This is a genomic window from Flavobacterium aquatile LMG 4008 = ATCC 11947 (assembly GCF_000757385.1).
GTDB classification, from domain to species: Bacteria; Bacteroidota; Bacteroidia; order Flavobacteriales; family Flavobacteriaceae; genus Flavobacterium; species Flavobacterium aquatile.
On record NZ_JRHH01000001.1, the window covers coordinates 291,380 to 312,686 of the forward strand.

A 21,307-nucleotide genomic window follows, 5' to 3' on the forward strand; every position below is an offset into this window, starting at 1 on the left:
ATTAAAATGGATAAAAATCAGTAAATTTGCACAATCGCTTTAAACTATTTAAATGCAAACTCCCAAAAAAATAGCCGTTGTAGGTTCTGGATTAGTTGGAACTTTATTGGCAATATATCTTAAAAAATTAGGTCACACAGTTCACGTTTACGATAGAAGTCCTGATATTAGAAAAATTAATTTTTCAGGCCGTTCCATAAATCTTGTATTGTCTGACAGAGGAATAAAAGCACTGAAAGATGTTGGTTTAGAAGACGAAGTCTTGGGTATTGGAATTCCTGTTGAAAAAAGAGCAATTCATACAGGAGTTGGTACTGTTAACGAACAATTTTATGGCAAAGATGGCGAAGTAATTTACTCGTTATCGAGAGGTTTGTTGAATAAAAAAATGGTCGATTTAGCCGAACAAGCTGGTGTTGAATTTTTCTTTGAGCAAAAAGTTTGGGATGTCGATTTAACTACAGCAACAATATCTATTGGTGAAACCGAAAGAGGCGAGTGGACAACTAAAGACTACGATTTGACATTTGGTGCCGATGGTGCTTTTTCAAGAATTAGACACAGAATGCAACGCCAAAGTATGTTTAATTATTCGCAAGAATTTTTAAATATTGGTTACAAAGAATTAAATATTCCTGCCAATCCAGACGGAACGCACAAACTAAATAAAAATGCTTTACACATTTGGCCACGAGGAAATTTCATGCTCATGGCGTTAGCTAATCCAAATGGGAGTTTTACATGCACCTTGTTTATGCCACATGACGGCGAAAATTCTTTTGAAGATTTAAAAACAACAGAACAACTGGTTACTTTTTTCGCGAAACATTTTCCAGATACAAAAGAAGTAATTCCGAATCTTGTGGAAGATTTCTTTAAAAATCCAACAAGTTATTTGGTTACTATGAAATGTTTTCCATGGACATATAGTAATAAAGTAGCGCTTATTGGTGATGCTTGCCATGCAATAGTTCCATTTTATGGTCACGGAATGAATGCAGGATTTGAAGACATTACTGTTTTAAATCAAATGATTGAACAATATGGCGATGATTGGGCGAATTTGCTAAACGATTATGAAAATTCCAGAAAACCAAATACGGATGCCATTGCCGAACTATCGTATCGAAATTTTATGGAAATGAGTTCAAAAACGGCTGATGAAAAATTCCTTTTACAGAAAAAAATAGAAAAATGGTTTTCAGATAAACATCCTGACAAATGGATGCCGCTATACAGTCGTGTAACCTTTAGTTTGCAACCTTATTCAGAAGCATTGGCCATCGGAGATTTTCAAAATAAAATCATGGAAAAAGTTCTAAAAATCCAGGATATTGAAGAAAAATGGAACAGTGAAGAAGTAGAAAACTTGATATTAGAAAATCTAAAATCTGCAATCTAAAATCTGCTATCTAATTTTCCTCTCTGTGTACTTTTGTAAAATCAAATGCTGGTTTGCAAATAGCAATATATTCGCAAGATTCATCAAAGGGATTAGAATATTGAACTCTTGTATTGGCTTCAATTTTAATCGATTGACCTGCTTCTAAAACAATTGTTTCTCCTTCAATAATGAATTGTTTTTTTCCAGATATAATATAGGTGTATTCTTCAAATTCTGGAGTTTGGAACGGTTCGCTCCATTTTGGTGGCGCAATCATGTGAGCAATTGAAATTTCGTTATTATTCGTTGCTACTTTCCCATGATGCTCTTCAATCAATTTCCCATCAGTAGTCGGAACTACGAACGGAGTCTTTTGTATTAAGTATTTGGTAAGTATATAGATAACTACGGTAATTTTATTTTTCATACAAAAATACATTAAAACCTCATTTCGAGGTTTTTTTTTATTTCTTTTTTTAAGTTACAATCTAAAATAGATTTCTATATTTGTTTCTGAAAATATTTAGCGTTAGCTATTATCGTGGTTTCAAAATCTGACAATTTTACTCACACCACACAAGATAATAAGACTATGCTCATGCTATGGCGTGGGTGTAACTTATCTTGGTGTAGGGTTTTGTCAGAACCTTGAAACAGATATGGTTGCAAACCCACGCTTGTCATTTATAAACTTCACTTAGGGTTTGAGTGAAACAAAACTCAACCCATTTATGAAAAACCTCTTAACACTTTTCGCATTCATTTCAATGATCACTTCTTTTGCTCAAAAGAAAGAAAAACAAGAATTAATTTACAAACTCAATTCTTTTAAAAATTCCACAGTATTAAATGCTTCCTATAATGTTTCGAAACAACAAATTTGGGATGCAGTATATGTTATGATGAAGCAAGAATATAAAGAAATAAAGAAACAAGATTTTGAAAAAGGAATTATTGAAGGATATGATCAAGGTGATACTTTTAAAGAAGGTTTTACGACCGAAATAATCGGATCTGGACCTTACAGAGTAGTTTTTACAATGAATCGTCAAATACGATATATAAATAAAGACCGAAGCTACACAGGTTGGTACGATAAGAATGAAATTCCACAAGATTATTTGTTTAAAATTCAAAACAGCATTTATACAACTTTGTATGGTTCGTTTAAATATTCTCCAGAACTTATAAATGAAATTGATGCTTACAACGCAAGTCAAACCAAAGATAAGTACAAACTAGTTTTAGGTAAAGACTATTAAAATGTCTGAAGTTATCGAAGAAGTGAATGAAGTTGAAACAACGGCGTTTGCTAAAGGGTTAAAGCTTGAAAAAGAATTTTGTGAGTTTTTAAAAACTAATTTAGGATGGACTTCTGCACGAATAAGATCGCAAATGTCAGCCAAAAATAACATGAGAGGAACTCAAGTTGATGTGATAGCAGAGCGATCAGATGATAGAGGCAGAAGAATCACTAAAGTTGCATGGTTTTATATTATAATTGCCGTATCACTTATTTTTGTTGGAATTGTAATGGATGATAGTGATTTAAAAACAATTATTTTATACTTGAGTGTAAGTACAAGTTTTTTATCTCTTCTTACAATATTTTTGAGTACTTTATTCAACAAAGAACATGCTTGGGTTGAGTCTAAGAACCGTAAAACAAAAACCGACATACGCCAAATACAACTAACAATTAGTCAGGTAAACGAATACAAGAATAGTGGAAATAAAGAATATAAATTCACCGAAGTTTATTTTGTATCACCATCTGGATTTATAGAGAATGCCTTAAAACTAGCAGAAGATAACAATATAAAATGCTATTGTAAGCAAGACGGTAAGTTTATAGAAGCTAAATTCTGGGATCATTATTGAAATTTCAAATAATTGAAAAACAAGTAATTATACGTGCTTTGGGTCTAATTTTTAGTTTTACATTTGTCTTTAACCTTTAAACCAATTTAATTATGGCAAAAAAGAAAGTATTCTCTCATTATATTTATAGAGATGCAAAAACAGGTAGACTTGTGACTGAAGATTATGCTAAAAAAATCCAGGAACAACAGTTAGAGAATCTGTTTATAAGGAAGAATAAAAAGAAAACCCACTCAAATGAGTGGGTTTATTTATTTATTTTAAAATGCAGCTATTTCATACGTAAACTTATTTCCATTATCAAACGTAAATAAGATTTCATTAAGTGTATCTATAAATTCTGCATCGTGTGGATTAATGGTAGTTGCGGAATCTTCAGGAAAAATAATAAACATATATTCTCTTTCTCCAATTGGCTCAAAGGCTACATTTATTATTTGATTTCCATGTGTAAAATTAAAAAGAGCTCTTCCATAGAGCTCTTCTTGAGTATAATCATATGGCATACTTATGCTACTTTAGTTTTACGTGCAGTTGAAATTCTTGCCATTGCTGCATATACTTTTGCTGCTTCACTTGTAGTAGCATTTTTCCATTTTACATCTTCAAAAGCATTTTTGCTTTTTACTTTACTCATGTCAATTTTTGCGATTTTCATTTTACAATCTTTTAAATTAAACAGTCCTTTGAATAATTATGAAACAAATATATACAAATTACATACCATGTTACAAATTTACTACATCTTCTAACACCTTTTTAACCATTTAAAACAGCATTGTTTTCACTCTTTTTTTTTGTTGTGCACGTGCCATATATTGTACATACTATATTTCCTCTATTTAATAACATTTATAAAAAAATTATCTTTTAGAATAATTTATTTATATTTTTGTAAGAAAATAATACATAAAATTTAAAAACAACGCCTATTTATAGAGACATTTGAAAAAATTGTTAAAGAAAACATATTCTTTTTTAGATTGAAATTAAAGTCCAAGCGCTTTATCAATATTACTTTGAAATGATTTTCTTGTTTTTGAGAATTCAATGTGTTCTTTTATTTCGGAGTAGGAAATATACTTTACCAACTTTTTTTTATTTTCAATTTCAATTGAAAGTAATTTTACAGGAAGATATTTAAAATTGTTGCCATATGCTTTGTTAATATCAGAATGATTGAAATACCAATCTTCACCAATCAAAGCATGATTGATGTTTGGGTTTTCTAAAAGAACGTCTAATGTTATTTCTAAAAACTGCATTTTGTATCTCTGATATTTTTGTAAGTTATGAGAGTAAATAGATTGTCCAAAAATAATGAAAATCTAACAGAAGCTTTAATTTTTCGTGTATTATATCTGTAAACGAATTCGTTTACATAAAATTGCATGTGCTTTCTGGACCACCAATTATAAATACCGTTGTAACTACGTTTCATTATTGACCAAAATCCTTCTATTGTATTGCTGTGTATTTCTGGATTGTCAAAATCAACATATTGCTTTTTAGCATGATCAACAACATGATGGTCATAATCTGAATGCAAATGATTGTAGCCAAGCCATTCGTCAGAAATAAAAACACTTCCTTTTTCAACATTCTTTCGTATGATTGGCTGCAACGTTTTAGCTTGTGTATTTGGAACCACAAAGGCACGCAAATCGCCATTACGTTGTAGTAATCCCAAAACAGGTGTTTTGTCTTTAAAACTTCTACCTTGAGAAAACGGAACTTTTTTATCTTTGTGACGATTTTTGTTCTTGCCACCAAAAAATGATTCATCACTTTCTACAATTCCATCTAGTTTTTCTTCAGATGGGATATTATATAGTCGTCTAATTTTTGCAGCCAAATACCAGGCAGTTGATTGAGTTACGCCTAGTTCCGTTGCAAGTTGAACAGATGAAATTCCCTTTTTATAAGAAGTCATGTGCCATATAGCAATAAACCAATCCCGAATAGAGATTTTAGTTTTCTCGAATATTGTTCCAGTGCGTACCGTAAAATATTTGTTTGTGGTTTTACAAATGTACTTTCCGTTTTTACATTTCCAAACTTCTCCATTTTCCACAAAAGGACTAATTACATTGCCATTCCAACGACGGAATTCAAGATATTCTATGCAAGATTGTTCTGTTGAAAAAGTATCAAGTAATGTACGAAGTGAAGTAATATGCTCTGGAAACATGTCTAATTTAAAATTCTACAGTAAAATTATAAATTTGGAAATTAATAGTATAATTTTGTTAATAAATAATGTTACCGTAGTTATCTATATACTTACCAAGTATTTTTTCATTTTTTTTTGTCATTGCGAGGCACGAAGCAATCTTATAATCAACTTTGCCACATTTTATTAAATTGTCATTATATCTTCAATATCTGCATATAAATCGTTCCATAAAGGATTGAAATTTTTAATTAGATTCAATTTAGTTGCACGTGAACCAGCTTTTGATTGTTTTTCTCTTGCTATTGCATCACCAATCATTTGATATTGCTCATAATAAACCAACTTATTCAAATTGTATCTAGCAGAAAAAGAATTTTCATATCTTTTCTCAATATGTTCCAGTATTCTTTTGGCTAAATTCGATGTTACTCCAATATATAGAGTGTTATTGTATTTATTTGTTACAATGTAAATAAAGCCTGGTTTCATATTTGATTTAGATTATGAGATTGCTTCGTGCCTCGCAATGACTTATCGTTTAAAAATAAAATACACAGCCAAAACCAAAAAGCACATTCCCACCAAATGATTCCATTTTAAAGTTTCATTTTTGAAAAATAACATGGAGAAAATCACAAAAATCACCAGCGTTATTACTTCCTGAATTACCTTTAATTGTAACAGTGTAAATGGTCCGCCGTTGCCATCGTATCCTATTTTATTGGCTGGAACTTGAAAGCAATATTCAAATAATGCCAAACCCCAACTTATTAAAACTATGGTAATCAATCCGGCATTTTCAAACCATTTTAATTCTTTAAATTTTAAATGTCCGTACCAAGCCAATGTCATAAAAACATTGGAAAGCACCAGTAATCCTATTGTAATAAATCCTTTCATTCTGAAGTTTTTTTACTAATCACTAATCACTAATCACTAATCACTAATCACTAATCACTATTTCTTAAATATCTTCATCAAAATCCCGAAAACACCTCTAATAAAAGATGCACTTGTAACCACTTTTGTAACCGATTTTCCTATAACTTCTGCTGTACTTGGTTCGTTGCTTTTCTTTTCTTCGACTTCAACTTCTTCGGCTTGAGAGTTGGCATCTTCTATTTTTTTATTCAAAATTTCATACGCGCTTTCTCGATCAATTTCCTCAGAATATTTTTTCACCAATTTAGATTTGGCATTGATTTCGTCAATTTCATTGCTTTCTAAAACGTCCATTCTACTCATTGGCGCACGCATCATTGTTGCTGCTAATGGTGTTGGAATTCCTTTTTCGTTCAATGCGGTTACAAACGCTTCACCAATTCCAAGCGATGTCAATACTTCATCCGTTTGATAGTAATCAGATGTTGGGTAATTGTCAGCAGTTTGTTTGATTGCTTGTCGATCATTTGCTGTAAAAGCTCTTAAAGCATGTTGAATTTTCAATCCCAATTGCGCCAAAACACCTTTAGGAATATCCATAGGATTTTGAGTTACAAAGTAAACGCCAATTCCTTTCGATCTAATTAATTTGATAATCGTTTCAATTTGATCTAATAAAACTTTGCTAGCTTCATCAAATATTAAATGAGCTTCATCAATAAATAAAACCAATTCTGGTTGATCAACATCACCTTTTTCTGGCATTTGCTGATAAATTTCTGCTAATAAACTCAACATAAAAGTAGAAAACAATTTTGGCTTATCTTGAATATCGGTCAAACGTAAGATGTTTACATAACCTTTTCCGTTTTCGTCAATTCGTAATAAATCATCAATTTCAAATGATTTTTCGCCAAAAAAGAAATCACCACCTTGTTGTTCCAGTTCGATTATTTTTCGCAAAATAGTTCCTGTGGTAGCTGTTGAAATTTTACCATATTCTTGTGATATTTCGTCTTTTCCTTCTTCAGTTATATAATTAAGGACTTTCTTAATGTCTTTTAAATCTAGTAAAGGCATCTTTTTGTCGTCACAATATTTGAAAATTACCGATACAACTCCAGCTTGCGTGTCGTTCAAATCTAATATTCGTGAAAATAAAACGGGTCCAAATTCCGATATTGTCGCTCTCATTCTAACGCCATCTTGAGCAGATAGTGTCATCAACTCAACCGGAAATGATGCTATAGTATAAGGTATATCAATTTTAGTGTGACGTTCTGTTATAAATCCTTGTTCAATTCCGAGTTTTGCAATTCCAGAAAAGTCACCTTTTATATCCATCATTAATACCGGAATTCCAAAAGAAGACAATTGTTCAGACAAAACTTGAATGGTTTTTGTTTTTCCAGTTCCTGTTGCTCCAGCAATTAATCCGTGACGGTTTAAAGTCTTTAACGGGATTTTTACTTTGGTTTCACCTACAGTTTCACCATCTAGAATTGCTGCTCCAAGTACTAAACTTTCACCTTTTGAAGTGTAACCTGTATTGATATGTTGGATAAAATCTTCCTTTTTACTCATTTTGCTCGATATTTATGGTTGAATTTGGACTAAAATCAGTGCAAGATACTATTTTTTTGAAATTCTAAAGTTGCAAATTCTGACATAGTAAAAGTTAATATTTTTGTAAATTTAACAATCTCGAACTTTTTTTTATACTATTTGAGAAAATAAAAGCGTTATAGTTTCCGTATGGTAGTTGATTTAAATGATTAATTTCTAGAACTTTTAAATTTTTAGCATCAAAAGAATTGTTTTGCTAAAATTAATTTTATGAATTTCTTTGTTTTAAGAGAATGTTATAAATAACAAAAAAAGTTTTTTTATTTAAACTAAAAATTTAAATTTGCTCCTATTCAAGTTTATATACAACTAAGAACTTATAAATTATTAAAAACTTAAAATTTTAAAAAATGGCAAACGTTAAAAAAGACAACGGTTCAAACGGAGGAGGAATGATTTCTGGAATTATCATCGTAGCATGTATTTTTGTTGGATGGTTAATTTGGCAATTCGTAATGGGTAATGGTGCTAACTTCGAAGGTGGAGTTAATACAGGTCATCCACTACCAGGAAATTATTTAGCAATGGTATACAAAGGTGGTAAAATTGTACCGGTCTTAATGGGATTATTGTTAATGGTAATCGTTTTTTCAATTGAAAGATATTTTGTTATATCTAAAGCTTCAGGAAAAGGTAACTTAGATACTTTTATGAAAAAAGTACAAGCTAACATTGCAGCTGGAAACATGGAAGAAGCAATCAACGATTGTGACAAACAACAAGGTTCTGTAGCAAATGCTATCAAAGCGGCTTTAGTAAAATACCAAGACGTTAAAAAAGAAGGATTCAATAGCGAAGAAGCTGCAGAAATGATTCACAAAGAAATCGAAGAAGCTACTTCTTTAGAAATGCCAATGTTAGAAAAACACATGACTATTCTTTCTACATTAGTATCTTTAGGTACTCTTGCAGGTTTATTAGGAACGGTAATGGGGATGATTACAGCGTTTGGTGCATTAGCAACTGCTGGAACTCCAGATCAAGCTGCATTAGCAAATGGTATCTCTGAAGCACTTATCAACACTGCAACAGGTATCTCGACATCTGCTTTAGCAATTGTAACTTACAATTTCTTTACTTCTAAAATTGACACTCTTACTTATTCTATTGATGAAGCAGGAACTGCTATCGTTAATACATACAGAAAAGTTAGAGGAGGTTTAAAATAATATTAATTTTATTTTGACGTTTATTATATAAGTGTCAAACTAAATAACAAATAACAGATGGCAAAAATAAAAATGTCTAAAAAGGCAACATCTATTGACATGACAGCAATGTGTGACGTAGCGTTCCTTTTACTTACGTTCTTCATTTTGACTGCTACCGCAAAAGCTCCAGAGCCTTTGCCAGTAGATACGCCAGCTTCAACTGTAGATGTTAAACTTCCTGAAACAGGATTAGTGACTTTAACAGTTGGAAAAAGTGAAGGTAAAGACAAAGTGTTTTTTGGAATGAAGGACAGAGATGTTCGTTTAAAAACACTTGAGTTAATGGGAGCTAAATATGGTGTGACATTTACACCTGCCGAAGCTGCTCAGTTTGAATTAATTGATGAATTTGGTGTGCCAATCGAAGGTTTAAAGCAAGTGATTGCTATGAAAAGTGCCGATAGAAATAAAGCTGGTGTACAACCGGGTGTTCCAATGGATTCTTTAAACAATCAATTAAAAGATTGGATTTATACAGCACGTCAAGCTAATATCGAACTAGGAAAAAATAAAGATCTAGACTTCGCAATTAAAGGTGACGCTAAACAAGAGTATCCTCAAATCAAAAAGATTATGGATATTTTGCAAGACCAAAAAATCAATAGCTTCAACTTAGTTACTGGTTCTAGAGGTAAAGATTATTAATTCAAATAAAATTTAAAAAATGGCTGAATTAAATACCGGCGACGGTGGCGGTAAAAAAGGCGGTGGAAAAGTAAGAAGTAAAAAGCAAAACTCTAAAGTAGATTTAACTGCAATGGTAGATTTGGCATTTTTATTGATTACGTTCTTCATGCTTACCACATCGTTATCAAAACCAAAATCTATGGATTTGGGTATGCCTCCTAAAGATGATTCTACTGAGGTTAATACTGATATCAAAGTTGATCAAAAGAGAACTGTTACGGTAATTCTTGGTGATAATAATCAAATTAAATGGTTTCATGGTTTACTTGAAACTCCTGAGCCAGGTGGTAGTCCAGCGACTATTGGTTACGGAAAAGAAGGTATTCGTAAAGTGTTGTTGCCAAGAGTAACTTCAATAGCAGAATACTGCAAAACCAGACCAGATTACAAAGAAGGTAATGGTATGATTGTAATCATCAAACCAACTAAAAAAGCAACTTACAAAAATTTAGTTGACATTTTAGATGAAATGGCAATTTCAAAAGTACCTACTTACGCAATAGTTAATGATTTAACTGATCCAGAGAAAAAATTGGCAGAAGAACTTAATAAAAGTGCAGAATAGTACTAATATAAAAAAAGACAAAAAATGAAGATAGACCTATTTGAAAATAAATGGCTAGACATCGTTTTTGAAGGACGTAATAAAAGTTATGGTGCTTACGATTTGCGTAAAAAAAACACTTCGACTAATATTCGTGCATTCATTATTGGTGCAGTTATTTTCGCTTTTGCAGTTGCAACGCCAATGTTAATGGAGTTAATTCCAGATTCTAGTGATGAGGATACAACATTAAATGACAAGATTGTAACTGTTAAATTGCCGCCAAAAGAGGAAAAACCAAAAGAAAATATTCCACCACCACCACCACCACCACCAAAAGTGGATCAGGTAAAATTTGTTAAGCCAGTTGTGGCTAAAACAAATGAGGTGACAGAAGAACCACCAAAAGTAGAAGAGATTAAAGATAAAAATCTTGGTAAAGAGGATATCAAAGGTGATCCTAATGCTGATCTTGTTTTAACTCCTCCAGGCGATGGACCAAAACAAGCAGAAGTTACCGAAGATAATACCATTTACAACTCTGCAGGTATTGAAGTAAAACCAGAATTTCCTGGTGGTATTCAAAAGTGGTATTCGTTTCTTAAAAATAACTTCCAAGCTCCAGATGAGCCAGGGTTAAAAGGAAAAGTTATCGTTTCTTTCGTTGTAGAAAAAGATGGTTCATTAACAGATATTAAAGTTTTAAGAGATATCGGTTTTGGAACAGGTAAAGAAGCAGAAAGAGTACTTAAAAAAGGACCAAGATGGACACCAGCTGAACAAAATGGTAAAAAAGTAAGATGTTCTTTCATTCAAACATTCTCTGTTGAAACTCCAGAAGAATAATAATGTTTGAAAATTTTAAAAATAATTTCCAGAAGAAATCGCTTCATGAGCGATTTCTTCTATTTATAGGAATTCTGTTTTTTTTGATTTATTTAACATTTGGTGTAATTATAATTCTTTGGGAACAATTTCCAATACGATTACAACCAATGTACCGAATTGCCTTAGGTGTATTAATGATGGTTTACGGATTTTTTAGATTTTATCGAGCTTTTAATATCAATAACGATGATGAAGAATAAAGTAAAATATATTGCATTGATCCCAGTTATTATCTTAGCTATTGTTTTATCATGTGGTAAAAAAGATAGTAAGGAAGGAAATCCCGATTCAATAATTTCTGGAACTACTTCTATTTTAGTTGATGAATCTTTAATGCCTATTGTTGAAGATCAAGTTTCTGTTTTTCAAAGTCAGTATGATGCCGAAATTAAACTACTTCCTAAATCGGAAAAAGAAGCGGTTATAGATTTTTCTAAAGGAGTTGCTGATATTATTATTTTATCAAGAGATTTGAATAATGACGAAAAAGCTTTTTTTAAAAATAAAAAAATTAAACCTAAAGTAACATCGTTTGCAATTGATGCAGTTGCCTTTGTAAAGAACAATAAATCTAACGATACTTTAATTGAGTTAAAACAAATTATTGATTTTTTGAAAGGATCAAAAAATGATATTAAAGGATTGGTTTTTGATAATCCGAATTCAAGTTCGGTTCGTTATTTATGTGAACTTGCAGGAATTGAGTCATTGCCATCCGAAGGAGTTTTTTCTGTAAAAACAAACAATGAGGTAATTAAATTTGTTTCAGAAAATAACGGATTGATTGGTGTGGTAGGTATGAATTGGTTAACACAACCAAAACCAGAAATGCAAAAATACATCGATGAACTAAAAGTTCTAAGTGTTAAAGGTGTTGATGGTGTGTATGTTTCGCCATCTCAAGACAACATCGCTACTCGAACTTATCCTTTGGCACGTGTTTTGTATATTATCAATTGTCAAGGTTATGATGGTTTAGGAATGGGCTTTGCTTCATTCATCGCCGGTGAAATCGGACAACGAATAATTTTACAATCTGGACTTGCTCCAGTTCGTGAACCAAGCAGAAATATTAAGATTAGAAATCAAATAGAAAATAAAAAGTAAAATAAGATGAGCAAATTTAAAATTTTCAGTATCGCTTTGTTAGCTTCAGCCGTGAGCCAAGCGCAAGATTTAGATCAAGCTACAAAAGCAATTGATGCTGAACAGTATGAAAAGGCAAAATCGATGTTAAAAAGTATTGTCCAAACAAAGAACACAGGTAAAGCTTCGTTTCTTTTAGGAAATATTTATTTAACCCAAAGTGTAGAAGATTCAGCTAAAATCTTTTTTGATAAAGGATTAACAGCAGATGGCGGAAAAATAAACAACATTGGTTTAGGTCAACTTGACTTGAACAAAGGTGATGTTATTTCTGCTAAGGCAAAATTCGATCAAGTTTTAAAAGATCTTAAGAAAAAAGATGTTGAAGAATATGTTTATGTTGCTAAAGCATACATGAACTCAGACAAACCAGATTATAAAAGTGCTATTGCTGTTTTGACGAAAGCGAAAGCTGCAAATCCAACTAATGCTTATGTAAACTTAGCTTTAGGAGATGCTTATTATGGTGATAAGAACCAAAATGAAGCCTATTCAGCTTACAGAAGTGCTTACCAAGCAGATAGTTCTTTAATTAGAGCTAAAATGCAATTGGGTGTATTACTTAAAGGTGCAAAAGCATATACTGAAGCTGTAAAAGCGTTTGATGAAGTAGTTGGTTTAAATGCAAATTATGGTCCTGTTTACAGAGAACTTGCTGAAACTTACTATTTATGGGCTAACAATGTGCCAAAAACGTACACAGAGAATATTCAAAAAGCACTTGGATTTTATGAAAAATACATGTCATTGACAGATTACTCATTGTCTTCTCGTATGCGTCATGCCGACTTTTTAATCTTAGCTAGAGATTATAAAGCTTTAGAAAAAGAAGCTAACGAAATGCAAAAATTAGATAAAGTAAATCCAAGAATTTTACGTTATTTAGGGTATTCAGCTTATGAAAATGGAAATCCAGATGCTGCAATTACTGCTTTAAATGAATTTATCAATAAAGGTTCGAACAAAGTTATTTCTGGAGATTATTTTTATCTAGGATTAGCTACAGTTAAAAAATCGGTTGGTGCCGATATGAAAACAGTAGATCCAACATTATTAGCTTCTGGAATTGCAAACGTGAAAAAAGCTGTAGATGCTGAGCCATCTTTAGCAAATGCTTTAAATGAAATTGGTAAAAAATATTTCACAGATAAATTGTATGATGTTTCTGCAGCAATTTTTGAAATTGCTATTTCTAATCCAAATTCTAAAAACTTCCTTGAAGATAATATCTATTACGGATTAGCAGTTTACACTGTAAACAGAAGTAAAGAGGTAAAAGATAGAGATATGGCTAGCTTGCAAAAAGCAGATTTAGCAATGGATGCGGTAATCGTTGCTTCTCCAACTTATTTAGAATCATATCTTTATAAAGCTAGAATTAATAGCTCTTTAGAAAAAGATGATGTTATGGCAGCTACTTACCAACAATATTTAGATTTTGTATTAGCAAAAGGTGAAGAAGAAGTAACTAAAAATAAAGCTAAAGTTACTGAATCTTACAATAGTATTGCCGCGCATTACGCAAATACTGATAAAGCAAAAGCTAAAGAGTTTTTTAATAAAACGTTAGCATTAGATCCTACAAATTCATACGCTTTAGATTCTTTAAAATTGCTTAAATAATCTATTGATATTCAAATAGAAGCCGACTCGTAACTGAGTCGGTTTTTTTATTTTCTTAAATTTTAAATAAATTATTGTTAAATTTTTGTAAGAAATTATAACATTAAATACTAAAGTTCTTATTTCGCAGTTATTATCAAAAAACTAACCAAAATTTTATGTTAAAATCGATTTACGCCGTTCTTGCATTTTTATTTTTTACTTTTTCATTTAGTCAGAATACAATCACACTTAAAGGAAAAGTTATTGATGAGGCTACCAAATTACCTATCGAATCTGCTACTGTTTATATTTCTTCTGTAAAAGATTCGTCAGTTGTAGATTATACCATTACTGATAAATTCGGTAAATTTAATTTTAAAATTAAGAAAATTGATAAACCAGTTTACCTTAAAATATCTTTTATCTCTTATGAAGATTTTAAAGTAAATTTAAAAGATGTATCTGCCGATCAAGATTTTGATGTAATCGCACTTAAAGAAGCCGCCAAAAATCTAGATGAAGTTGTTATTAAAAGTGAAGCACCACCAATTAGAATTAAGAAAGACACCTTAGAATTCAATGCTTCGTCGTTTAAAGTTCGTCCAGATGCTAATGTAGAATCGTTACTTAAACAATTGCCTGGAGTTGAAATTGATGCCGAAGGAAAAATTACAGTAAACGGAAAAGAAGTAAATCAAATTCTTGTAAACGGAAAACCATTTTTTGATAAAGACGGAAAAATTGCGCTTCAAAATTTACCATCAGATATTATAAATAAAGTTCAAGTTTCTGATACAAAAACTACTAAAGAAGAGAAAACAGGTCAGGCTGCAACTTCCAATAATGCGAGTATTAACTTAACGATTGACGAAAAAAAGAACAAAGGGTTCTTTGGAAAAGTCATGGCTGGAGCCGGAAGTGATAAACGGTATGAAAGTTCTGGATTAGCCAATTATTTTAAAAATAAAACCAAGATTAGTGTACTAGCTTCTTCCAACAATATTAATTCCACAGGTTTTTCTATGGACGAAATATTTGACAATATGGGCGGAGGACGATCGAGTAGTGTTTGGATGAATAGTGATGGTTCTTTTGGAATTAACGGAAGACGTTTTGGTGGTGGTTCTGGAATTACAAGATCTAATATGGTTGGAATTAATTATTCTGATCAATGGGCAAAAGACTTAGAATCTTCTGGAAGTTATTTTTTCTCAAATACAAATTCTGAAAATGTAAACAGAACAAATCAAACCAATTTATTACCTTCTGGAAATTTCTCTACCAATTCTACTTCTAAAACTTTAGATGAACGTTTTGGACATAATGTAAATTTTGAATTAGAATATAAAATTGATTCCTTAACTTCAATTGTTTTCGAACCAAAATTCTCTAAAGCAACTGGAACTTATAAAAGCAATTCATCTCAAATTTCCAGAGATAATGTAGATGCATTATTAAACGAAAGTACTTCTGATAATTCTAGCGAAAGTGATTCAAATAATTTTAGTAACCGACTTACTTTTACAAGATCATTTAAGAAGAAAGGTCGTTTTTTAAGTATTTCTGCATTCAACGAAAATAATAAATCCACGGATGAAAATAAAATACAATCGAATACTATTTTCTACCAAGGAACAGAACCAGATGATAGCAGAAATCAACTTGGAATTACCAATAATATAACGGATAATTTCAATACCGATTTTGAATATTCTGAACCAATTACCGATTCACTTCAAGTTAAAGTTGGAACAAACGTAAGATTGGATAAAACAATTAGAAAATTAAACACTTTTGATTTTGATGGAATTGAAAATGAGTATTCATTAGAAAATGATCTGCTAACCATGAGAACTTCTTCTTCTACCAAAACAGTGACGCCACGTTCTGGTATTGAGTGGAATAAAAGTAAGTTTAGAGTGAGTTTTGACCTTGGAACTAATATTATAAAATTTGACAATAATTCGGATTACCTTGATGTTAAAACTAATCTGTCTAAAGATTATCTTTTGCCTTACATTAGTTCGAGCTTTAATTATCGTTTTACCAAAGCTCAAAGTGTTTGGTTAAGTTATAATTATGATTATGATATGCCGTCTGCAACACAAATTTTACCTATCGAAGATTTATCTAACCCTTTAAATACGATTGTTGGTAATCAAAATTTAGATTTAAATAAATACCACAGTCTTTATTTGAATTTTAGTAACTACGATTATGCAACTCGTTCGGGTTACGGATTTTACTCTGGAGGAAATTTCTACACAAGTCAAGTCGTTTCATCAACTACATTTGATGCCGATAGAAAAAGAACTACAACCTACGAAAATGTTTCAGGAACAAGTAATTATTGGTTCGGATTTTACATGAATAAAACGATTAAGAAAGATTTGCATACCTTTAAATACGGATTGAGACTTAATAATAACGGAAACGAATCCAAAGGTTTTACTGATGGTGAAATGTTTTCGTCAAAAACATTATCAATTTCTCCAAGAGCAAATTTCACTTATGAGTATGGTGAATTGTTTACAATAAATCCAACGTATAGTTACACCTTTAATAAAACAGATTTCACCAATTACGTAGTAAATTCGGCTTCTAATTTTACTCACAAAGTAAATGTTCAAGTAACCAATTATTGGCCAAAAAATTGGATTTTCGGAAATGATTTTGGATATACCTACAATTCTAATATTGCCGAAGGATTTAAAAAAGATTTCTATTTATGGAATACCAGTTTGTCGTATAGTTTTTTCGAAAAGAAATTAATGGCTAAAGTAAAAGTATATGATGTTTTAAATCAGAATTTAAGTTCTACTAGAACAATTACTGCTACTTCTATTAGAGATGAAGAAAACATTGTTCTTAAGCGTTATGTAATGTTTTCTTTAACGTACAAATTAGAAAAGTTTGGTGCTAAAGAAAAGAAACCAAGCAATCGATTTATGTGGTAAAAAGCAAAAACGCCTTTCAGATTTGAAAGGCGTTTTTTTATTTAATTAGTTAGATTCACTTCTGTTATTTGAACTATTTCATTTTTGAGTGCTAAAAACTGAATTACCAACTTCCGCCAGAACCACCGCCAGAAAATCCGCCACCGCCAAATCCACCACCGAATCCGCCGCCGCTGCCAAATCCTCCACCAGAAGAACCTCCAAAACCACCGCCGCTACTTCTTCCCATATTACTTAAAATAATAATGTCAAGAAGGCTTGAGCCGCTTCCGAAATTTCCACCAGAATTTCCGCCTTTGTTTTTCGACGCAATAATGATTACAACAACGATAATAACGATAAAAACCAATATGGGTAAAAATCCACCTTCATCCGATCTCTCAACTCGTTTACCCTTATATTTTCCTTTAAATACATCAAAAATAGCATCTGTACCTTTATCTAAGCCATTGTAATAGCTACCAGCTTTAAATTCTGGTATGATAATATTTCGAGTAATTTCACCACCAATTCCAGCTGTTAGTCTATCTTCTAGTCCATAACCAGCCGAAATCCAAATCTTTCGTTCTTCTTTGGCTAAAAGTATGATTACTCCATTGTCGTTTTTTTCGCTTCCACCAATTCCCCATGTTTGTCCCCATTTTGGCGTAAGTATTCCTATATCTTCACCTTTCAGACTTTCGATTGTAATTACAACAATCTGAGTAGTAGTAGAATCAGAATATTTAATTAATTTGTTTTCTAATTGTGCTTTTTCTGAATCGCTTAAAACTTTTGCATAGTCATAAACCGAAGTTTGAAATTCTGGTTTCGGAGGAATTGTAAATTGTGCAAAACCAAATTGATACATCAAAAAAAGTATCGGAATCAAAAGAAATTTAGCAATTTTAAAAATAAAGTGTATCATCCTTTTGATATTTCATTAGAAAGTTCATCAGTGTCGTCATCCTCGAAAGGAAAATGTTTTTTTAATTGTTCGCCTGCATTATGAATTCCTTCTACCAATGCTTGAACGTTATTTCCTGTCTTAAAATGATTTACCATAATGTCTTTGGTACAATTCCAAAAATCGTCATCCACTTTATCATTTATACCTTGGTCTCCATAAATGGCAAATTGTTTACTTTTTACGGCAACATAAATTATAACGCCATTTCTAAGTTGGGTTGTATCCATTCCCAATTCATGGAAAACTTCCACTGCTCGTTCAATAGGAGCAATGGAGGTTTCTTTTTCTAAGTGCACGCGAATTTCGCCAGAAGTATTTTTTTCTGCCAATCGAATCGCTTCAACGACTTCAGCTTCTTCGGCTTTAGTTAAAAAATCTTCTACTTTAGACATTATTTAGCTTCTTTTTTGTCGAAATTAAATTCTACTTCTGGAGCTTTATCTGCACCTTCAACAGATTTGAAATATGGTTTTTCTTTAAAGCCAAAAATACCTGCAAATAAACTGTTTGGAAAAGTTTTGATATGAGTATTGTATGGTTTAACAGCTTCATTAAATCGTGTTCTTGCTGTAAGAATTTGATTTTCAGTGCTTGCGAGTTCATCTTGTAATTTCAAAAATCCTTGATTAGCTTGCAAACTCGGATAATTTTCAACAGTAACAAGTAAGCGCGATAATGCACTTTGATTTTGACTGAATTTCTCTAATTGTTCAGGCGTTATATTTGTTGGATCTACAACTGTTTTTGTTGCACTTGCTCTAGCTTGGACAACAGCTTCAAGCGTTCCTTTCTCATATTCAGCTGCACCTTGAACTGTTTTTACTAAATTTACAATTAAATCATTTCGTCTTTGGTATGATGTTTCAACATTTCCCCAAGCTTCTTCAATGTTTTGATTTAATGTTACAGCAGTATTGTTAATTCCTTTAAACCATGAGTAACCAATTAAGATTACCACTACTAATATTATCCAAGGCAAAAATTTTCTCATAATTTCTATTTGTTTTTAAGTTTATTATTGATTTATAAATTGTTTTTTATGTTAGTTAATTCGGCTTTTATTCCCTCTAATTTCGAAATAATATCAAATTTATCTAAAGTCTTTTTCTGTCCTTCTTTCAAATGCGTTTTTGCACCTTCCAATGTAAATCCGCGTTCTTTCACCAAATGATAAATCAATTGCAAATTCTTTACATCTTCCTGCGTAAACATTCTATTTCCTTTAGCATTTTTCTTTGGTTTCAAGATGTCAAATTCTTTATCCCAAAAACGAATAAGCGAGGCATTCACTCCAAATGCTTCGGCAACTTCACCCATACTAAAATATAATTTATCTTTTGATAATTCTATGTGCATTTTTTTATTTTTTATTCATTCAAAAATCAAAATTCTTCAATCTTAAATCGTTAATCAAGCGACTGATTCTCTTGATTCGCAATTTTTGAAATCGCAACGTATTCGGCCGCTGAAATATTTCCGTAATAAAAATTAATCGGATTTACGACTTTTCCATCTTTATGAACCTCATAATGTAAATGTGGTGCCTGACTTCTTCCTGTACTTCCAACATAACCAATAATGTCACCACGTTTTACTCGTTGTCCAGGTCGAACTTTGTACTTGCTTAAATGTGCATACAAGGTCAAATATCCAAATCCGTGACTTATTTCAATATGATTTCCATAACCCGATAACGAATTGTCTGCTTTTTTCACAACGCCATCACCAGTTGCATAAATTGGTGTTCCAGTTTTTGCCGTAAAATCCATTCCTTCGTGCATTTTTTTTGCTTTTGTAAAAGGATCGGTTCTGTATCCAAATCCAGAAGCCATGTGCCGTAAATCTTCATTTTTTACTGGTTGAATGGCTGGAACTGCACTCAATAATTTATCTTTCGCTTTAGCTAATTTCAAAATTTCATCCAACGATTTCGATTGAAATGCCAACGCTTTCGAAATTCCATCTACTTTTTTTGATGTGTTTATTACCAAATCAGAATTGTTATATCCTTCTAATTCTTTATAACGTTCAATATCTATTATTCCTCTTCTTTTTTCGTTCGAAATTGGAGCCGAGTTAAAATAAATTCTATATAAGTTGTTGTCTCTTTCTTCCAAATCTGCGGCAACTTGCTCAATATTTTCAATTTTTTTATTCAAAATCGAATATCGAATCTTCATATTATCAATTTCTCGCGCCTGAATTTTGTCTTTTGGTGTTTCAAAATAGGGTGTATTCATCAAAACTACAAAACATAAAAATCCGAACAACGCCGATGCAATAAGGAATAACAAGGCATAACCAACTTTTTTCCTCTTTTGAGGTTTGATTTTATGGTAAGCTAGATTTTCTGTATCGTAATAATACTTAACTTTCTTCGACATTTCTTAAATTATACTATTTTTGTAATCGTTTTAAGAATAACAATGGTTATACGAACAAATTTAAGAAATGTTTCAAACTAAACTATTTTTATTTTTAAATTGTAGTAATTTCATTAACTATAAATACTCACTATGGATATCGTAAAAGTAGAAGCCGTTTTTGATGCTGCCAAATCACAAGTTTGGGAAGCGTTGACAAATACAGAAATTATGAAAGTTTGGTATTTTGATATTTCAAATTTCAAATTAGCTGTTGGAACCGAATTTTCATTTTACGAAGGTGAAAAAAAGGAATATTTACACGAAGGCCAAATCCTAAAAGTTGAACAAAATAAAGTGCTACAACACAGTTGGAAGCATCCACAACAATCCAAAGGAAGTTCTATTGTAACTTGGGAAATTGAAGAAATTGAAGAAAATAAAGTAAAAGTTTCATTGTCACATGAAGGTTTAGAAAGTTTTGCAGATGGCGGACCAAATTTTGCACCAGCAAATTATGAAATGGGTTGGGATGCAATTGTAAAAACCAATTTGAGAAACTATCTTTACGGCATTAAAAAAATAGTTTTCGAACAAGAAATTAAGGCATCTGCAGAAACTGTTTGGAATAAAATGTGGGATAAAAAATCATATACTTATTGGACAACACCTTTTTGTGCAGGAACTTATTTTACTGGTGAAATTGAATTAGGAGGTAGAATTCATTTTATTGCTCCAAGTTTTGACGGAATGTACAGCGATGTTTTTTATCTAATTCCAAATAAATTAATCATTTTTAAACACATTGGAAATTTAAAAGATTTAAAAGAATTACCACTTGATGCAGAAGCAGAACGATGGACAGGAAGTTTTGAAACCTATAAATTAAATGAAGTTGATGGAATTACAACCGTAACAGCCGAAATTGATTGCGTTCCAGAATACATCAATTACATGAATGAAAAATTTCCATTAGCATTGCAAGAATTAAAAAAAATATCAGAATAA

Annotated in this window: 25 protein-coding genes; 12 read left to right on the top strand and 13 right to left on the bottom strand. The window is 31.5% G+C overall.

Features of this window, described 5'->3' with window-relative positions:
• The first annotated feature begins 52 nt into the window (after positions 1-52).
• Positions 53-1,402: an FAD-dependent oxidoreductase gene (locus tag LG45_RS01260; protein WP_035123641.1), complete on the top strand. Its 1,350-nt coding sequence runs from the start codon at positions 53-55 to the stop codon at positions 1,400-1,402.
• Positions 1,403-1,412: 10 nt separating this feature from the next.
• Here the strand turns inward: LG45_RS01260 and LG45_RS01265 are convergent, their stop codons facing one another.
• Positions 1,413-1,811: a cupin domain-containing protein gene (locus LG45_RS01265; RefSeq protein WP_035123643.1), complete on the bottom strand. Its 399-nt coding sequence runs from the start codon at positions 1,809-1,811 to the stop codon at positions 1,413-1,415.
• A gap of 304 nt (positions 1,812-2,115) precedes the next feature.
• On the opposite strand from LG45_RS01265, the gene LG45_RS01270 reads away from it, so the two are divergent.
• Together LG45_RS01270 and LG45_RS01275 are read left to right on the top strand one after the other, a co-directional pair.
• Positions 2,116-2,646 carry a hypothetical protein gene (locus LG45_RS01270; RefSeq protein ID WP_035123645.1) on the top strand — a complete coding sequence of 177 codons (531 nt, stop codon included), beginning with the start codon at positions 2,116-2,118 and terminating at the stop codon, positions 2,644-2,646.
• Between the two features lies 1 nt (position 2,647).
• The gene (locus LG45_RS01275) at positions 2,648-3,265 is read left to right on the top strand and encodes a hypothetical protein (RefSeq protein ID WP_035123647.1); all 618 of its coding nucleotides are present in this window, start codon (positions 2,648-2,650) and stop codon (positions 3,263-3,265) included.
• 260 nt (positions 3,266-3,525) lie between these two features.
• Here the strand turns inward: LG45_RS01275 and LG45_RS01280 are convergent, their stop codons facing one another.
• The 7 genes from LG45_RS01280 to LG45_RS01305 all read right to left on the bottom strand — a co-directional run bounded on the left by LG45_RS01280 (position 3,526) and on the right by LG45_RS01305 (position 7,907).
• Entirely contained in the window at positions 3,526-3,771 is a 246-nt protein-coding gene (locus LG45_RS01280; RefSeq protein ID WP_035123649.1) for a hypothetical protein, read from the bottom strand.
• A gap of 2 nt (positions 3,772-3,773) precedes the next feature.
• Positions 3,774-3,923: a hypothetical protein gene (locus tag LG45_RS16420; protein WP_165570783.1), complete on the bottom strand. Its 150-nt coding sequence runs from the start codon at positions 3,921-3,923 to the stop codon at positions 3,774-3,776.
• 331 nt (positions 3,924-4,254) lie between these two features.
• Entirely contained in the window at positions 4,255-4,530 is a 276-nt protein-coding gene (locus LG45_RS01285; protein WP_035123651.1) for a hypothetical protein, read from the bottom strand.
• On the bottom strand, positions 4,518-5,456 hold the full coding sequence (locus LG45_RS01290; RefSeq protein WP_035123653.1) for an IS1595 family transposase: 939 nt from the start codon (positions 5,454-5,456) through the stop codon (positions 4,518-4,520). The genes LG45_RS01285 and LG45_RS01290 overlap by 13 nt, the downstream gene beginning before the upstream one ends.
• A gap of 168 nt (positions 5,457-5,624) precedes the next feature.
• Positions 5,625-5,930: a GIY-YIG nuclease family protein gene (locus LG45_RS01295; RefSeq protein ID WP_035123655.1), complete on the bottom strand. Its 306-nt coding sequence runs from the start codon at positions 5,928-5,930 to the stop codon at positions 5,625-5,627.
• A gap of 42 nt (positions 5,931-5,972) precedes the next feature.
• Positions 5,973-6,341 carry a DMT family protein gene (locus LG45_RS01300; protein WP_035123657.1) on the bottom strand — a complete coding sequence of 123 codons (369 nt, stop codon included), beginning with the start codon at positions 6,339-6,341 and terminating at the stop codon, positions 5,973-5,975.
• A 57-nt stretch (positions 6,342-6,398) separates the two neighbouring features.
• Positions 6,399-7,907 carry a helicase HerA-like domain-containing protein gene (locus LG45_RS01305; RefSeq protein ID WP_035123659.1) on the bottom strand — a complete coding sequence of 503 codons (1,509 nt, stop codon included), beginning with the start codon at positions 7,905-7,907 and terminating at the stop codon, positions 6,399-6,401.
• Between the two features lie 392 nt (positions 7,908-8,299).
• Here LG45_RS01305 and LG45_RS01310 point away from each other — a divergent pair, with 392 nt between their 5' ends.
• The 8 genes from LG45_RS01310 to LG45_RS01345 all read left to right on the top strand — a co-directional run bounded on the left by LG45_RS01310 (position 8,300) and on the right by LG45_RS01345 (position 16,987).
• The gene (locus LG45_RS01310; RefSeq protein ID WP_035123661.1) at positions 8,300-9,118 is read left to right on the top strand and encodes a MotA/TolQ/ExbB proton channel family protein; all 819 of its coding nucleotides are present in this window, start codon (positions 8,300-8,302) and stop codon (positions 9,116-9,118) included.
• 57 nt (positions 9,119-9,175) lie between these two features.
• Positions 9,176-9,805, top strand: a complete 630-nt coding sequence (locus LG45_RS01315; protein WP_035123663.1) for an ExbD/TolR family protein — start codon at positions 9,176-9,178, stop codon at positions 9,803-9,805.
• A gap of 19 nt (positions 9,806-9,824) precedes the next feature.
• Positions 9,825-10,412, top strand: coding sequence for an ExbD/TolR family protein (locus LG45_RS01320; protein ID WP_035123665.1), 588 nt, complete (start codon positions 9,825-9,827; stop codon positions 10,410-10,412).
• Positions 10,413-10,436: 24 nt separating this feature from the next.
• On the top strand, positions 10,437-11,237 hold the full coding sequence (locus LG45_RS01325; protein ID WP_035123667.1) for an energy transducer TonB: 801 nt from the start codon (positions 10,437-10,439) through the stop codon (positions 11,235-11,237).
• A 2-nt stretch (positions 11,238-11,239) separates the two neighbouring features.
• Complete coding sequence (locus LG45_RS01330; protein WP_035123668.1) at positions 11,240-11,479, top strand: hypothetical protein; 240 nt, start codon at positions 11,240-11,242, stop codon at positions 11,477-11,479.
• Positions 11,466-12,386 (top strand): PstS family phosphate ABC transporter substrate-binding protein, encoded by a 921-nt coding sequence (locus LG45_RS01335; protein WP_240471793.1) that lies wholly within the window; start codon positions 11,466-11,468, stop codon positions 12,384-12,386. The genes LG45_RS01330 and LG45_RS01335 overlap by 14 nt, the downstream gene beginning before the upstream one ends.
• 6 nt (positions 12,387-12,392) lie before the next feature.
• On the top strand, positions 12,393-14,048 hold the full coding sequence (locus LG45_RS01340; protein ID WP_035123672.1) for a tetratricopeptide repeat protein: 1,656 nt from the start codon (positions 12,393-12,395) through the stop codon (positions 14,046-14,048).
• 158 nt (positions 14,049-14,206) lie between these two features.
• On the top strand, positions 14,207-16,987 hold the full coding sequence (locus tag LG45_RS01345; RefSeq protein WP_035123673.1) for an outer membrane beta-barrel protein: 2,781 nt from the start codon (positions 14,207-14,209) through the stop codon (positions 16,985-16,987).
• A gap of 103 nt (positions 16,988-17,090) precedes the next feature.
• Here the strand turns inward: LG45_RS01345 and LG45_RS01350 are convergent, their stop codons facing one another.
• Genes LG45_RS01350 through LG45_RS01370 form a run of 5 tightly spaced genes read right to left on the bottom strand, consistent with a single transcriptional unit; the run spans position 17,091 to position 20,320 of the window.
• Positions 17,091-17,894: a TPM domain-containing protein gene (locus tag LG45_RS01350; protein WP_035123676.1), complete on the bottom strand. Its 804-nt coding sequence runs from the start codon at positions 17,892-17,894 to the stop codon at positions 17,091-17,093.
• On the bottom strand, positions 17,891-18,328 hold the full coding sequence (locus tag LG45_RS01355) for a TPM domain-containing protein (protein WP_035123678.1): 438 nt from the start codon (positions 18,326-18,328) through the stop codon (positions 17,891-17,893). The genes LG45_RS01350 and LG45_RS01355 overlap by 4 nt, the downstream gene beginning before the upstream one ends.
• On the bottom strand, positions 18,328-18,927 hold the full coding sequence (locus tag LG45_RS01360; RefSeq protein WP_035123680.1) for a LemA family protein: 600 nt from the start codon (positions 18,925-18,927) through the stop codon (positions 18,328-18,330). Before LG45_RS01360 ends, LG45_RS01355 begins: the two co-directional genes overlap by 1 nt.
• 32 nt (positions 18,928-18,959) lie before the next feature.
• Entirely contained in the window at positions 18,960-19,292 is a 333-nt protein-coding gene (locus LG45_RS01365; protein WP_035123682.1) for a MerR family transcriptional regulator, read from the bottom strand.
• Between the two features lie 50 nt (positions 19,293-19,342).
• Entirely contained in the window at positions 19,343-20,320 is a 978-nt protein-coding gene (locus tag LG45_RS01370; protein ID WP_035123684.1) for a M23 family metallopeptidase, read from the bottom strand.
• A gap of 132 nt (positions 20,321-20,452) precedes the next feature.
• Between LG45_RS01370 and LG45_RS15955 the strand changes: the two genes are divergently transcribed.
• Positions 20,453-21,307 carry an SRPBCC family protein gene (locus LG45_RS15955; RefSeq protein ID WP_052087435.1) on the top strand — a complete coding sequence of 285 codons (855 nt, stop codon included), beginning with the start codon at positions 20,453-20,455 and terminating at the stop codon, positions 21,305-21,307.